Genomic DNA, 15417 nt, shown 5'->3' with positions numbered 1-15417 from the left:
TCAGCTTATTCGCGAACCCAGCTGGTTCCTTCACGGGAGTCTTTCAAAATAATACCCTGCTCCGCCAATGCATCCCGAATGCGATCAGACTCGGCAAAATCTTTATTCTTACGCGCCTGATTACGTGCTTCGATTTGAGATTCAATCTCTTCTTCTGACAAACCATCCGTTTGAGGCTCGCCTTTCAGAAACGCATCCGCATCCTGATAGAAAAGACCCAAGACATCACCAAAAAGACGCAGTGTTCCGGCTAATTGAGCTGCACCAGCAACATCACCCTCTTTTTTAGCGATGTTCAACTGCTTGGCCAGATCAAACAATACCGCAAAAGCCTCTGCAGTATTGAAATCATCATCCATCGCAGTTTTGAAACGCTCAACCCACTCACCTTCAGGCTTCACTTCAACGGCATCTACACCCTGCAGAGCGGTATAAAAACGCTCCAGCGACTGACGCGCAGATTTCAGACCGTCTTCTGAATAGTTGATCGGGCTACGATAGTGACTGGACAACAGGAAGTAACGTACTACCTCCGGATTGTATTTATCCAATACCTCACGAATGGTGAAGAAGTTACCCAAAGATTTGGACATCTTCTCCTGATCAACCCGCACAGCGCCAGCATGCATCCAGGTGTTAGCATAGGTCTCACCAGTCGCCGCTTCAGACTGGGCAATCTCATTCTCATGGTGCGGGAACGGCAGATCCGGACCACCACCATGAATATCAAAGTGATTACCCAGACAGCAGGTCGACATAGCAGAACACTCGATATGCCAACCAGGGCGACCTTTACCCCAAGGAGAATCCCAGCTGACTTCACCCTCTTTAGCCGCCTTCCAAAGCACAAAATCCATTGGATTTTCTTTGGCATCCTGAACATCAATACGGGCACCGGCCTGCATATCTTCAAGATTACGATTGGTCAGCTTGCCGTAGCCTTCAAACTTATTAACCCGGTAATAAACATCACCGTTATCCGCAGCGTAGGCAAAACCTTTTTCAATCAGGGTCTGAACCATATCCAGAATATCCTGAATATGGTGTGTCGCACGAGGCTCATGATCCGGGCGCAGCACATTCAGACGGTCTTCGTCATCATGCATCGCCTGAATCATACGCTCAGTCAGCACCTCAACAGGCTCACCATTTTCACCGGCACGACGGATAATTTTGTCATCAACATCCGTAATGTTACGCACGTAATTGACGTCGTAACCACGATGACGCAGATAGCGGGTGATCATATCGAACCCCACCATCACCCGGGCATGACCAATATGGCACAGGTCGTAAACCGTAATACCACAGACATACATGCGTACCTTGTTCGCATCAATCGGTGTAAAAACCTCTTTTTTGCGCGTCATGGTGTTGTAGATCTGTAACATGCCCGATTATCCCTTCTTCTGAATTTTTGCCCAGCTGTCCTTCAGGCCAACTGTCTTGTTGAATACCAACTTGCCATCTTTACCGTGATCGAAACGATCTGCGCAGAAGTAGCCCACACGCTCAAACTGGAAACGGTCTTCCGGCGCTGCTGTCAGCAGGCTTGGCTCGCAATATCCGGTCGTCACTTCAAGAGACTCCGGGTTGATGTGCTCAAGGAAGTTAACGTCTTTTTTGCCATCCGGATTCGGATCAGTGAACAGGTTCTCGTACAGACGAACCTCAGCAGGCACAGCATGCTCTTCAGAAACCCAGTGAATCACACCCTTAACTTTACGACCCTCAGGGTTTTTGCCCAGGGTTTCAGGATCATAGGTGCACAGCAGCTCAACAACGTCGCCCTGCTCGTTTTTGATCATTTCTTCACACTTGATCACATAGGAGTTGCGCAGACGCACTTCGCGCCCCTGAGACAGACGGAAGAACTTCTTAGGCGCATCTTCCATAAAGTCTTCAGCATCGATCAGCAGGGTACGGCTAAACGGAATAGTACGCTCACCCATCGCCTCATTCGCAGGGTGCGAAGGTACAACGTACTCTTCAACCTGATCTTCCGGATAGTTCGTGATGGTTACTTTGATCGGATTCAGCACACACATCGCACGCGGCGCATTTTCTTCCAGATCAGAGCGAAGTGCGTGGTACAGCATCGCCACATCAACCACACCATCGCTACGGGTAACACCTACCATGTCGCAGAATTTACGCAGAGATGCCGGGGTGTAACCACGACGACGCAAACCAGCCAGCGTCGGCATACGAGGGTCATCCCAACCAGCCACATGACCTTCATCCACCAGCTGCTTCAGCTTACGCTTACTGGTTACGGTGTAGTTCAGGTTCAGACGGGAGAACTCAATCTGCTTTGGCTGAGACGGCACAGGCAGGTTTTCAATAAACCAGTTGTACAACGGACGGTGATCTTCAAACTCCAGCGTACAAACGGAGTGAGTGATACCTTCAATCGCATCAGACTGACCATGGGCAAAGTCGTAACTTGGATAGATACACCACTTGTCACCAGTTTGGTGATGGTGAGCACGACGAATACGGTACAGAATCGGGTCACGCAGGTTGATATTCGGTGCAGACATATCGATCTTGGCGCGCAGCACTTTAGCGCCATCATCAAATTCGCCAGCACGCATGCGCTCGAACAGATCCAGGTTTTCTTCAACAGAACGATCACGGAACGGGCTGTTTTTGCCCGGCTCAGTCAGCGTACCGCGATACTCACGCATCTGCTCAGCATTCAGCTCACAAACATAAGCCTTACCGGCTTTAATCAGCTCAACCGCATAACCAAACAGCTGATCAAAATATTCGGAGGTGTAACGGATATTGCCCGCCCACTGGAAACCCAGCCACTGAACATCGTCTTTAATAGAATCGATGTATTCCTGACTTTCTTTTTCAGGGTTGGTGTCATCAAAACGCAGATTACAAGCACCATCAAAGTGCTCAGCCAAACCAAAGTTCAAACAGATCGATTTAGCATGACCAATATGCAGATAGCCGTTTGGCTCAGGTGGGAAACGGGTAACAATCTGCTCGTACTGACCTGCAGCCAGCTCTTCCTGAATCAGTGTACGAATAAAATTTGGAGCAGGTGTATTTTCAGTGTTGCTCATAATCTTTAGCAAATCTCTGAGTAATCGCGTGAATTTCTGGGGGCTTGCGCCCGTTCTCTTGTGGTCTTAGCAAAGACGGTTTAAACCGTAAGACCCGGCCTCAGTTAACGGCCCGAATAGCGGTCAGGTAAATCAGTACAAACATAGTGATTTTGAACACAGAAAAGAGCGTCGCCGGTTCTGATTCATTAACCCTTGCCTGATTCTTTTGCCAAACACGCAAAAGCGCTATTATAGCGTGACGGAGAGCCATTAAGCCATCCTGTTTAATGCATCAATGAAGCAAAACCGACAACAGGCTTTGCTGATTAAACAACGAGATAAGGTCATACCATGATTGTTCTGCATACTAATTTCGGCGACATCAAAATCGAACTGAACTACGAAAAAGCGCCGGTAACCGCAAAAAACTTTGAAGAGTATGTGACCAGCGGCCACTACAACGACACCATCTTCCACCGCGTTATCAATGGCTTCATGATTCAGGGCGGCGGTTTTGATGCAGAGATGCAGCAAAAAGCAACTAACGACCCAATCGAAAACGAAGCAGACAACGGCCTGTCTAATGAAACAGGCACTCTGGCTATGGCTCGCACCATGGACCCTCACTCCGCATCTGCACAGTTCTTCATCAACGTTGCAGACAACACCTTCCTGAACCACACCGGCAAAGACATGCAGGGCTGGGGCTACTGCGTATTCGGTAAAGTTGTAGAAGGTATGGAAGTGGTCAACCAGATTAAAGAAGTTAAAACGACTTCTAAAGCTGGCCACCAGGATGTGCCTGCCGAGGCAGTTGTTATTGAGTCTGCTGAACTGATTGAAGAGTAATTCATTCTTCTGATCTGACTTCCTCCTTTATTGTGCATTCGATAGAAGAAGAAGGATAAAAAGAGCCGTTCGCGGCTCTTTTTTGTATCTGCCTTCTGAACCGACATCAGACGCACCTGCAATACAATTTAACAAGACAAGAAAGCGACCAATGCTATGAAAAGACTCTTTATCTCTGATCTTCACCTAAAAGATATCAACGCACCGGTGACCCAGGCATTTTTCGCTTTTCTGGAACAGAAAGCTCCCAACGCTGACGAACTCTACATTCTGGGGGATTTTTTTGAGTACTGGATCGGCGATGATGCAGGCAACGAACTCTCAGACACTGTCGCTAATCACCTGAAAACCCTTAGCGAAAAGCACAACACACGCCTCTACTTTATGGTTGGCAACCGAGACTTTCTGGTCGGAGAAGACTACTGCGCTCAGGCAGGGATGCAGCTTATCGAAGAACCCTACAAGCTGTCGGGCACCGAAATTTTACTCTGCCATGGCGATGCAGAATGCACCTCCGATACCGAATACCAGAAAATTCGTCAGATGCTCCGCAATCCGCAATGGCAACAAGCATTCCTCAGTAAAAGCCTTGAAGAGCGCATCGCTTTCGCAGAGCAGGCCCGCGCTCAAAGTAAAGAGCACCAGGAAGGCTATGCGTTAACGGATCTTGATAACAGCGCCGTCACAGCGTTACTTGAAGCCCACAATGCTGACTTCCTGGTTCACGGCCACACTCATCAGCCGGGCATCCGGGACGTCTGTAACAGCCGTTACAAACGACTGACTCTGAGCGACTGGGATCATGAGATCTGGTATGCCGAAATCACAGGCGATAACGCCCCCAAACTGCATCAATTCACGCATGATGCTTGATTTTGACATCAACTGACTGAGATCAACGACCAAAGTTGAACCCTGTACCCCGTTCACCCAACTTAACATTGTCGACATTTTACTTTAGAATCGTGCCACCGAATAAGAAGGTCGATGAATACATCGAACGCTTTGATTTCACGTAAAAATCTTTCTTTTTTACGCTGAGTCAGGGCATAAACTGATGAGGGTCTTACCGTGCTTGAAGCATATCGCAAACACGTAGAAGAGCGTGCAGCTGAAGGTGTTGTACCTAAGCCGCTAAACGCTGAACAAACTGCGGAACTGATTGAACTGCTGAAAACTCCACCAGCAGGTGAAGAAGAATTCATCCTTGATCTGATCACCAATCGTGTACCGCCTGGTGTAGACGAAGCTGCATACGTTAAAGCTGGCTTCCTGTCTGCTATCGCTAAAGGTGAGGCATCCTCCCCTCTGATCGACAAGAAACAAGCTGTTAAACTGCTGGGCACCATGCAGGGCGGTTACAACATTGAAACTCTGGTTGGCCTGCTTGAAGACGCAGAGCTGGCTGAAGCTGCTGCCGCTGAACTGAAGCACACTCTGCTGATGTTTGATGCGTTCCACGACGTAGCTGACAAAGCCAAAGAAGGCAACGAAAACGCTAAAGCGGTTATCGAGTCTTGGGCTGAAGGTGAGTGGTTCACCTCTAAGCCAGAGCTGGCTGAAAAGATCACTCTGAGCGTATTTAAAGTAACTGGCGAGACTAACACTGACGATCTGTCCCCAGCTCCTGATGCGTTTACCCGTCCTGACATTCCTAAGCACGCTATGGCGATGCTGAAAATGGAGCGTGACGGTATTGTTCCTGACGAGCAAGGCGTACAAGGCCCAATCAAACAGATCCGTGAACTGCTGGATCAAGGCCACCCTGTAGCATACGTTGGTGACGTTGTTGGTACCGGTTCTTCCCGTAAGTCCGCAACCAACTCTGTACTGTGGTTCTTCGGTGACGACATCCCATGCGTACCTAACAAGCGTGCTGGCGGCTTCTGCTTCGGCGGCAAGATCGCTCCTATCTTCTATAACACTATGGAAGATGCAGGCGCCCTGCCAATCGAGATGGACGTTGAAAACCTGAACATGGGCGACGTTATCGACGTTTACCCATACGAAGGTAAAGTGTGCAAGCACGGCACTGACGAAGTTGTTTCTACTTTCGAACTGAAAACTCAGGTTCTGCTGGACGAAGTACGTGCCGGCGGTCGTATCCCACTGATCATTGGTCGTGGCCTGACTGAGAAAGCTCGTGAGTTCCTGGCAAAAGGTCCTACTGACCTGTTCAAACGCCCTGAGCAGCCAAAAGATACCGGTAAAGGTTACTCTCTGGCTCAGAAGATGGTTGGTAAAGCGTGTGGTGTTGAAGGCGTTCGCCCTGGCACATACGTAGAGCCTAAGATGACCACTGTTGGTTCTCAGGATACCACTGGTCCTATGACCCGTGACGAACTGAAAGATCTGGCATGTCTGGGCTTCTCTGCAGACCTGACCATGCAGTCTTTCTGCCACACAGCTGCTTATCCTAAGCCAGTTGACGTGAACACCCACCACACTCTGCCTGACTTCATCATGAACCGTGGCGGTGTATCTCTGCGTCCTGGTGACGGTGTAATCCACTCCTGGCTGAACCGTATGCTGCTGCCTGATACTGTAGGTACTGGTGGTGACTCTCACACCCGTTTCCCAATCGGTATCTCTTTCCCAGCGGGTTCCGGTCTGGTTGCATTCGCAGCAGCGACTGGTGTTATGCCTCTGGATATGCCTGAGTCTGTTCTGGTTCGCTTTAAAGGCACCAAGATGCAGCCTGGTATCACTCTGCGCGACCTGGTTAACGCGATTCCTTACTACGCGATTAAGCAGGGTCTGCTGACTGTTGCTAAAGCTGGTAAGAAGAACATCTTCTCTGGCCGTATTCTGGAAATTGAAGGTCTGCCGGATCTGAAAGTTGAGCAGGCATTCGAACTGTCTGACTCTGCAGCAGAGCGTTCTGCAGCAGCTTGCTCTATCAAGCTGAACGAAGCGCCAATCGCTGAGTACCTGCGTTCTAACATCACCATGCTGAAGTGGATGATCTCTGAAGGTTACGGCGATGTTCGTACCATCGAGCGTCGTATCAAAGGTATGGAAGACTGGCTGGCTAACCCGGAACTGCTGGAAGCTGACGCTGATGCAGAATACGCAGCTGTGATCGAAATCGATCTGGACGACGTTAAAGAGCCAATCGTTGCATGCCCGAACGATCCGGACGACGTTAAACTGCTGTCTGAAGTCGCTGGCGACAAGATTGATGAAGTATTCATCGGTTCTTGCATGACTAACATCGGTCACTTCCGTGCGGCAGGTAAACTGCTGGATGCAGCAGGTCAGCAGATCCCTACCCGCATGTGGATCGCTCCTCCTACTAAGATGGATCAGGCTCAGCTGACTGAAGAAGGTTACTACAACATCTTCGGTAAAGCGGGTGCTCGTATGGAGATGCCGGGTTGTTCTCTGTGTATGGGTAACCAGGCACGTGTTGGCGACAACACCACTGTGGTATCTACCTCTACCCGTAACTTCCCTAACCGTCTGGGTACTGGCGCTAACGTTTACCTGTCTTCTGCTGAGCTGGCCGCTGTTGCTGCTCTGATCGGCAAACTGCCTACAGTTGACGAGTACATGCAGTACGCTTCTAAGCTGGACACTATGGCTGACGATGTGTACCGCTACCTGAACTTCGACCAGATCGCTTCTTATCAGGCGGCTGCTTCTAAGTTCATCCCACTGGCTCAGGAAGCTTAATTCTGACTTATCAGAAAGCATACTGAACCAGAAAACCCCGGCCTTGCCGGGGTTTTTTTATGCCTGAAATAAAAAGATACTAACGAACTGCTTTTTTTAAAGGATTAATTAAGTCACGAAACGGATTTTTATCTGGTGTTAGAATCCTGCGGTTGCCATTGATATATCGTCAGTTGGCTCTTTTTACTTGGCCACAGGAGTTATCCGCCAAATGGAATTTATTATTGAAGCACTTCTCTCCTTTGAAGTGATTTTGCTGATTCTGGTGCTCTTCCTTATCAAAAGCACCATCAAGTTTGTCCCACAAAATCAGGCATGGCTGATTGAGCGATTTGGTAAGTATCAGTCCACCAAAGAAGCTGGTCTCAACTTTATTATCCCCTTCATCGACCGCATTGCTGCAGAGCGCAGCCTGAAAGAACAAGCTGTTGATGTTCCGTCGCAAAGTGCAATCACCAAAGACAACATCTCTCTGGTGGTTGATGGCGTACTCTACTTCCGTGTTCTGGATCCTTACAAAGCTACCTACGGCGTTGATGACTACGTGTTTGCGGTAACTCAGCTGGCACAAACCACCATGCGTTCTGAGCTGGGTAAAATGGAGCTGGATAAGACTTTCGAAGAGCGTGACATGCTGAACGCCAATATCGTATCTGCCATTAACCAGGCAGCAGAGCCATGGGGTATTCAGGTTCTGCGTTACGAAATCAAAGATATCGTGCCACCGAATTCCGTTATGGAAGCTATGGAAGCTCAGATGAAAGCAGAGCGTGTTAAGCGTGCGCAGATTCTGGAGTCTGAAGGTGATCGTCAGGCTGCTATTAACGTCGCAGAAGGTAAGAAACAGGCTCAGGTTCTGGCGGCTGAAGCTGACAAATCTGAGCAGATCCTTAGGGCTGAGGGTGAAGCAAAAGCTATTATGGCAGTTGCAGAAGCTCAGGCAGAAGCCCTGCGTAAAGTGGGTGAAGCTGCAGATACCGAGCAGGGTCAGAAAGCGATTCAGCTGGACCTGGCGACCAAGGCTATCGAAGCAAAACAGGCTATTGCCCGTGAAAGCTCAGTCGTTCTCCTACCCGAAAGTGGTACAGATGCCAGTTCTCTGGTTGCGTCCTCCATGTCTATCATTAACTCTCTGAACAGCAAACAGAAGGCTTAAGATATGGATTTTCTGCTGCAGAACCTTGCTGAATCCCTGATGATTCTGGGTGTTTTAGCCCTGATCATTGAAGTGGCTGTTTTAGGTTTCTCTACCTTTGTGCTTTTCTTTTTCGGTCTGTCCCTGCTGATTACAGGTGGCCTGATGACACTCGATGTTTTATCGGCAAATGCCAGTACAGCATTCTGGTCGAATGCTATTCTGACAGCCCTGCTCTCGTTGAGCCTCTGGCAGCCCTTGAAGAAAATGCAAAGCCAGACCGATGACAAGCAGGTAAAACACGACTTTGCCGATCACAGCTTTGTGCTGGAGTCTGATGTTGATAGCAAAGGTGAAAGCCTTTATCAGTACTCGGGTATAAGCTGGAAGCTTAAAAGCGAGCAGCCAATAGCGAAGGGAACCTTGGTTCGCATTAGCCGCATGGAAGTGGGCGTGCTCTGGATAGAGGCTGTAGCAGAATAAGTCATGTTCTTGGCATGATGAATCAAAGAAGGCGCTGAATTAACCATTCAGCGCCTTTTTCTTTTACCGGGCAAAGCTCTCTTAAACAAGTTCTCACTCAAACCGAAATGCCGGAGCCATCTGTTGAGTGTAGTGACCGGATTTAATAACTTGCCGCTCAACCAGATGCTGATGCCGACAGGCTTCTTCAAAAGTCAGTACAGGCTCAACGCAGGCGTCAGTTTGAGCAAAGGCGGTACACCAGTGACTGAATGTTTCGCCCAGAAAGACCTCCCGTATTGAAGCCTTAACCCGCGACTGTGCCTCTTGGCTGAAATCAGCGCAATCGACGGCCAGATGAGTAAGGTTCAACACCTCCAACAAACGCTGCTGAAACTGGGGTTCAAGACTCCCCACCGCCATATAGCGGCCATCGGCAGTCTCATAGTAATCGTAGAAAGTGCCGCCATTAAGCCAGCCTGTTTCGGCTTCCGGCTGCTCTCCCCCCGCTAAAGCTGCAGCGCCCGCCATACCGTTCAGAGAAAAGGCCGCATCAGTCATACTGATATCGATATACTGCCCTATCCCCTGAGTCTGTCGTTGAATGACTGCAGTAAGAATAGCCATAACAGCTTGATGAGAGCCTCCCGCCAGATCTGCTACCTGCATCCCCTGAGGCACCGGTGCTTCACCTTTGCGACGGCTGTAGTCCGCTAAACCGCTTAAAGCCAGATAATTAATATCGTGACCCGCGCGATCACGATATGGCCCGGATTGGCCATAACCGGTAATACTGCAGTAGATAAGGTCTGCCTTGCATTCACGAAGCGCTTCATAACCGACACCGAGACGATCCATCACTCCGGGTCGGAACTGCTCAAGAACGATATCGTAGTCCTTAACCAGAACTTTGACCTGCTCGGCCGCCTCAGGCTGTTTCAGATCCAGATAACAAACATCTTTTTTATCATTCAGTTGACGGTAGGCCGCGGAAACACCTTCGATTTGCGGTGTTAAACCTTTGACAAGATCAGGGCGGGAGGGAGATTCAACTCTGAGTACTTCAGCCCCCATCTCAGCCATGATCATGGAGGCATAGGGTCCGGGCAGGAGTGTGCTGAAATCGAGAATTTTAAGCCCTGCTAAGGGCTTTTTTGACTCTGGCATATCCTTCAATCCTTTTATTATTGTTTTGATTGAGGTGCCGTTCAGAAGTTGTTCTGGATAGGCACCACAGAGATAGAGTTCTTGGGAGAACCTTCGATTACCTTGTCTGAATACACCAGATAGATCAAGGTGTGACGACGTTCATCATAAAAACGCACCACCTGCAGGGTTTTAAAAACCAGGCTGGTACGTTTATTAAATACTTTTTCACCATCTTCCAAATCATCCGGCAGCTTAATCGGCCCAACCTGACGACAGGCAATAGAGCCATCCGAAGGATCTTCTGCTAACCCCAAACCACCACTGATACCGCCGGTCTTAGCCCTCGCCAGCCAACAACTCACCCCGGAAATATCCGGATCATCAAAGGCTTCTATGACAATTTTGTGATTGGGTCCCAACATCTTAAAGACAGTACTGACAGAGCCGATCTCTTCGGCTTTTACGGATAGTGAAAACACCATCCCGAGAGCAATCAAAATGCCCGTGAAATTAATACCCGAGAAATAGTTACGCATAATTCTGTCCCTCAATTGTTTCCGCCATAAGATTACGCTCTTCAACAAAAGCCTCAAAATCAGCAGCATCGAGAGGCTTAGCAAACAGATATCCCTGAATATAGTCACAGGACAGTTTCTGCAGAAAAGCCAGCTGCTCACGGCTATCAACACCTTCTGCAACGGTTTCCATGCCAAGACTATGTGCCAGAGCCATCGTCGCACGAACAATATGCTCATCGGACTCGTTAACGCCAATGCCTATGATAAAGCTACGGTCAATTTTCAGGTGGTCCGCATCCAATGCCTTCAGATAACTCATGGAGGAATAACCGGTACCAAAGTCATCAATGGATAGGGTAATTCCAGCCTTTTTCAGACGTCTCAGGTTTTCTGTCACCATCTCCGAATCTGTCATCAGAGTGGTTTCAGTGATTTCGACGCAGACCTGAGTGTATGGAATAGAAAATTTATCCAACAGATCCAACAGGCGTTGCGCCAGAGTATCCCTTGCCAACTGAACCGAAGAGATATTCATGGAGATCTTACCAAAAGCTAAACCTTTGGCATTCCATTCAGCCATCTGACGGAACAGGCTCTCCATCAGCCATACACCTACCTCCAGAATCTGGCCGGTTTCTTCTGCCAGAGTGATAAACTCAGCGGGAGAGACCCATTCACCATCTCCCACCTCCCAACGCAGAAGTGCTTCAGCGCCGTAAACTCGCCCGGTTTCCGCTTCCACCTGCGGCTGGAACCTCAGGCTGAGATCGGTTTCCCGGTGCACCGCCAACTCAAGCTGTTGCTGCAGGAATACCCGACGTTTCATCAAAGCATCCATCGCTTCATCAAAGAAGCGGAAGGTATTCTTGCCATCATGTTTAGCCCGATACATTGCCAGATCAGCCTGACGCAGCATCATGGAGGCATCTGTGGCTGAATACCCTCCCATCGCAATACCAACACTACAGGTCACACTGAAGGTACCGTCGCCGTAATGAAATGGCTGCGCCACTGCCGCAATAATTTTTTCAGCCAGAGTCGCCTGCTGATGATGCTCAGTAGCTCCCTCGGACAAGACGGCAAACTCGTCACCACCTAAACGAGCCAGCAACGCTTGCTCTGGCAAAACTTTCTGCAGGTTATCAGTCGTATGAATCAGCAGGGCATCACCCGCCTCATGCCCCATGGTATCGTTGATCTCTTTAAACCGATCCAGATCGATAAACAGAATGGAGACTTCATTAAGATTCTTACTGCGAAAAATGTCGTATAAATGATGTTCAAAATAACGGCGGTTCGGCAGCGAGGTCAGCGGATCATGATCCGCCAGAAACAATGCCCGTTGTTCGGCGCTTTTACGCGCGGTCATATCCTCATGCACAGCGATAAAGTGCTCAGCTTCACCCTGATTATTCATAATGGGCGTGACGGTTTGCTCCACCGTCATGGTATGGCCTTCCTTATGACGATTAACCAACTCCCCCCGCCAGCTCTTTCCAGCCAGAATGGCAGCCCATAAACCACCAAAGAAATCCTTTGAGTGACAGCCTGAATTAAGAATTTTCGGGTTCTTGCCCTTCACCTCTTCAAAGCTGTAACCCGTCAGCTGAGTGAACGCTTTGTTGATCCAGTGGATCTCCCCAGATCGGTTGGTAATAAAAATGGCATTGGCGGTACTGCGAATCGCGGTACTTAACAGATAGTTATCACCTTCTGTCAGCCGACGCTTTTCCATAAGAACAGCAATAATCAAAGCAGCAAAGATGGTAAAGACAGCAGCAAGCAACAGAAAGAGACGTATCATGCGCTCATCATGCTTCCAGGAGGCAAGCGCAGCGTTTTCTTCGGAAACCAGAACGGTAATCAGCGGTAAAAGCGATGTCGACCGGTAACTAATCAGATAGTTATGTCCTGAAATAGTCTCCCGATATTGCCCCCAGCTGGTTTCTTTAACCTGTGTTAAAAGCGCACGGGTATTAGGTGTAGCCTGATCATCACCCAGCAAACCCGCACCATCATAACGATAAAGCTGAACATAAGAGTGCAAAGTATCACTTACGGAGCTAAAGAGATTACCAAAGTACTGAGGATTGATGGATGCGATCAATATCTGCTGAACGACACCCTGTTCATCACGGACCGGCAAGCAAAACGGGATATGACTTAAGGCAGTCCTGTCGGCAAAAGGATCATTGGGGTATCGCCCGGGCTTGGGAGTTCCGATAATAAACTCCGTCATCGCTTCATTTTTTAAGCGGTCAATACAGGAGTAAGACAGCTTTGAACCGAAGTTACGGGTTACCGTAGCGGTAATCACACCCTCGGCATTCAGAAGGTCGATAGAACGTAATTGAGGTGCTGTCCTCAACTGCTCACGCAAGATATTCTCGACTTCGATTCGCTCACCCAGTTGCGGCAGACTCTCAACCAGGGTGATCATAGAGCTATTGACGGACTGGAAAGAACGTACAACGGAATCTTCCAAAGCATGAGCCAGAAGACCATTACTGGCTTCCTGTTCAGCAAGACTCCTGGAGACGCCTTTATTAACGGTATGCTGTAAAACCAGCCATAAGAAGACGAGTACAAATAGCGCTCCCAGAAAGATCCACTTCTGACGAACAAGAGCACTTTTTAAAAAGAAAAGGCTATTCACTAACACAGATCAAGTCACACCTTGAGTAAAGCAATAAAATATCAACAAGTTACATCATTTAACAGTGATCACAAGCAAAGGTTATCTATATGAGACAACAACTTAGAGTATCTGGACTAAATACAAATAGCATCCGATTCTTAGTCGCCCTTATCATTTTTTTCGCATTAAGCAGCCTGCTTCTCAGTCAAAAATCTCATGCCTCATCAGAACGGGAACAGCAGATTGTCGAGTCCGGTAAACTGCGGGTCTGCATCTGGCCGGATTATTTCTCTATCTCCTACAAAAATAAGAAAACAGGTGAGCTGGAAGGGATCGATATCGGCTTGTCTCAGGAATTTGCCAAAGATCTAGGTGTTACTGTTGAGTATGTACCTACCCACTTCGGTATCTTTATGAATGACATTGAACAGGACAAATGTGATCTGGCTATGTTTGGTGTCGGTAAGACCGAAGCACGCGCTAAGCGGATCGACTACAGCCAACCTTATCTGAGTAGCGGGATGTATGGTATTGCCAACAAGACCAACCCAATTGTAAACAGCTGGGAATCAATGGATCAGCCCGGTGTTGTTGTCTGCGTACAAAAAGGCACCTATATGGAAGGTGCTATGCGCAGCAGTCTGAAAAATTCCGAACTGATGACGGTTGTAAAGCACAGCCAGCGTGAAGTTGAGGTTCGCTCTGGTCGTGCCGATGTGTTTATCACCGACTACCCTTATGGCCAGAAGATGATCAAGGTATACGACTGGGCTCAGCTATTAACCCCTAAGAGCGAAACAGAGCAGTTCCAATACGCTTATGCCGTTAAAAAAGGCCAGCCAGAGTGGCTGGAGCGCGTAAACCAGTTTGTCACCGATATCAAAGCCGACGGCCGTTTGAAGCAATACGCAGAGCAAAACAACCTGCTACCGATCGCCCTGATTCCATCTAAATAGTTAGGGTTCACTAGCCTGATCTTCTGAAATGAAAAAAGCCTCAGAAATGTTCTGAGGCTTTTCAAATTTTTACTGGCTAATTATAAACACAGATTAACCTTTATTCGCTTTCTCAATCTGAACACTAACCACTTTCGGTAACTGAATATTCAGCTCTTCAACAGCGGCCTTGATCTTAGCAATCAGCTCAGATTTGTTTTCCTGCATCCGAATCAGAGCTTCGCTCTTACCCTGCTTCTTATCCAGTTCCAGCTTCAGCCCTTCGACTGTTTCAGGTAAGCCTTCAAGCTGCTTAAGCTGAGCATCAAAGTACTGATCAAACTGGCCAAGAGTCTCCTGCACTTCTTTAGACAGAGCCTCAAACTTATCCTGCATATCCGCATTGTGCCGAATCGCAGATTCACCACCACTCTCTTCAATATGCAGACGGTTCTGGAAGTCTTTCAGCTGAGATTCAAACTGATCAATCTGGAAACGCATCACATCCAATGTTTCGTTACACTCATCTTGGAAGGCATCAGATTCGATACCATAAGTACGATAGATTTCGTCGTAATGACCAAATTTCTCAAAAATAGCTGCAATCTGAAGCATGATCATGCTGAGTGTTATAGGATCAGCATCCTCATCACCTTCGCCACTATCAGCTTTAGAGGAAGGAGTTTCAGAAGTCAGCGCAGCAATTTCAAACTTCTTATCGATATAAGCCACAAGCTCTGTTTTCATCTTATCAACAGAACTCTGAACCAGTTGCTGGACTAAGCTCTCAAGCTCGGGGGTAAGTGCAGAATTTTCGCTCATACTGGTAAAGTGACCTTATTACAAAACTTGTTTAGACACGTATATATTAACCTGAATACTAGGTGATTTCCTACGAGCCTGCCTACGTTCATTTCAATTGTCCGCAGCGCGTCATACATTCAGTTCAGGCATAAAAAAACCCCGTCTCGTAAGAGACGGGGTTTTCGTATTA

12 protein-coding genes are annotated in these 15417 nt (G+C 48.3%); 6 read left to right on the top strand and 6 right to left on the bottom strand.

The window, feature by feature from the left end; translation table 11 throughout:
• Positions 1-5: 5 nt before the first annotated feature.
• Together cysS and BV405_RS12280 are read right to left on the bottom strand one after the other, a co-directional pair.
• On the bottom strand, positions 6-1391 hold the full coding sequence (gene cysS, locus BV405_RS12285; protein ID WP_086481200.1) for a cysteine--tRNA ligase: 1386 nt from the start codon (positions 1389-1391) through the stop codon (positions 6-8).
• Positions 1392-1397: 6 nt separating this feature from the next.
• Positions 1398-3080: a glutamine--tRNA ligase/YqeY domain fusion protein gene (locus tag BV405_RS12280; protein ID WP_086481199.1), complete on the bottom strand. Its 1683-nt coding sequence runs from the start codon at positions 3078-3080 to the stop codon at positions 1398-1400.
• A gap of 333 nt (positions 3081-3413) precedes the next feature.
• Here BV405_RS12280 and BV405_RS12275 point away from each other — a divergent pair, with 333 nt between their 5' ends.
• The 5 genes from BV405_RS12275 (at position 3414) to BV405_RS12255 (ending at position 9204) form a co-directional block, all read left to right on the top strand.
• Complete coding sequence (locus tag BV405_RS12275) at positions 3414-3911, top strand: peptidylprolyl isomerase (RefSeq protein WP_086481198.1); 498 nt, start codon at positions 3414-3416, stop codon at positions 3909-3911.
• Between the two features lie 156 nt (positions 3912-4067).
• Entirely contained in the window at positions 4068-4784 is a 717-nt protein-coding gene (locus tag BV405_RS12270) for a UDP-2,3-diacylglucosamine diphosphatase (RefSeq protein ID WP_086481197.1), read from the top strand.
• Between the two features lie 198 nt (positions 4785-4982).
• Positions 4983-7586 carry a bifunctional aconitate hydratase 2/2-methylisocitrate dehydratase gene (gene acnB / locus BV405_RS12265; RefSeq protein WP_086481196.1) on the top strand — a complete coding sequence of 868 codons (2604 nt, stop codon included), beginning with the start codon at positions 4983-4985 and terminating at the stop codon, positions 7584-7586.
• A gap of 211 nt (positions 7587-7797) precedes the next feature.
• Positions 7798-8742, top strand: coding sequence for an SPFH domain-containing protein (locus BV405_RS12260; RefSeq protein WP_086481195.1), 945 nt, complete (start codon positions 7798-7800; stop codon positions 8740-8742).
• Between the two features lie 3 nt (positions 8743-8745).
• Positions 8746-9204, top strand: coding sequence for an NfeD family protein (locus BV405_RS12255; protein WP_086481194.1), 459 nt, complete (start codon positions 8746-8748; stop codon positions 9202-9204).
• 93 nt (positions 9205-9297) lie between these two features.
• Here the strand turns inward: BV405_RS12255 and BV405_RS12250 are convergent, their stop codons facing one another.
• The 3 genes from BV405_RS12250 to BV405_RS12240 are packed head-to-tail and all read right to left on the bottom strand — an operon-like array spanning position 9298 to position 13512.
• A complete protein-coding gene (locus tag BV405_RS12250) occupies positions 9298-10350 on the bottom strand; it encodes a CaiB/BaiF CoA transferase family protein (RefSeq protein ID WP_086481193.1) in 1053 nt (350 codons plus the stop codon).
• Between the two features lie 41 nt (positions 10351-10391).
• Positions 10392-10868 (bottom strand): CreA family protein, encoded by a 477-nt coding sequence (locus BV405_RS12245; RefSeq protein ID WP_086481192.1) that lies wholly within the window; start codon positions 10866-10868, stop codon positions 10392-10394.
• A complete protein-coding gene (locus BV405_RS12240; RefSeq protein ID WP_140054601.1) occupies positions 10861-13512 on the bottom strand; it encodes a bifunctional diguanylate cyclase/phosphodiesterase in 2652 nt (883 codons plus the stop codon). Before BV405_RS12240 ends, BV405_RS12245 begins: the two co-directional genes overlap by 8 nt.
• 83 nt (positions 13513-13595) lie before the next feature.
• On the opposite strand from BV405_RS12240, the gene BV405_RS12235 reads away from it, so the two are divergent.
• The gene (locus BV405_RS12235) at positions 13596-14444 is read left to right on the top strand and encodes an ABC transporter substrate-binding protein (RefSeq protein WP_086481190.1); all 849 of its coding nucleotides are present in this window, start codon (positions 13596-13598) and stop codon (positions 14442-14444) included.
• 93 nt (positions 14445-14537) lie between these two features.
• Here the strand turns inward: BV405_RS12235 and BV405_RS12230 are convergent, their stop codons facing one another.
• Positions 14538-15245 (bottom strand): hypothetical protein, encoded by a 708-nt coding sequence (locus BV405_RS12230; protein WP_086481189.1) that lies wholly within the window; start codon positions 15243-15245, stop codon positions 14538-14540.
• Between the last annotated feature and the right edge of the window lie 172 nt (positions 15246-15417).

Origin of the sequence: Oceanospirillum sanctuarii, from assembly GCF_002150805.1 — a bacterium.
In the GTDB taxonomy this organism is placed as follows: domain Bacteria; phylum Pseudomonadota; class Gammaproteobacteria; order Pseudomonadales; family Halomonadaceae; genus Oceanospirillum; species Oceanospirillum sanctuarii.
The sequence above is the reverse complement of the archived record's forward strand: the minus strand, read 5'-3'. Positions and strand labels throughout refer to the sequence as shown.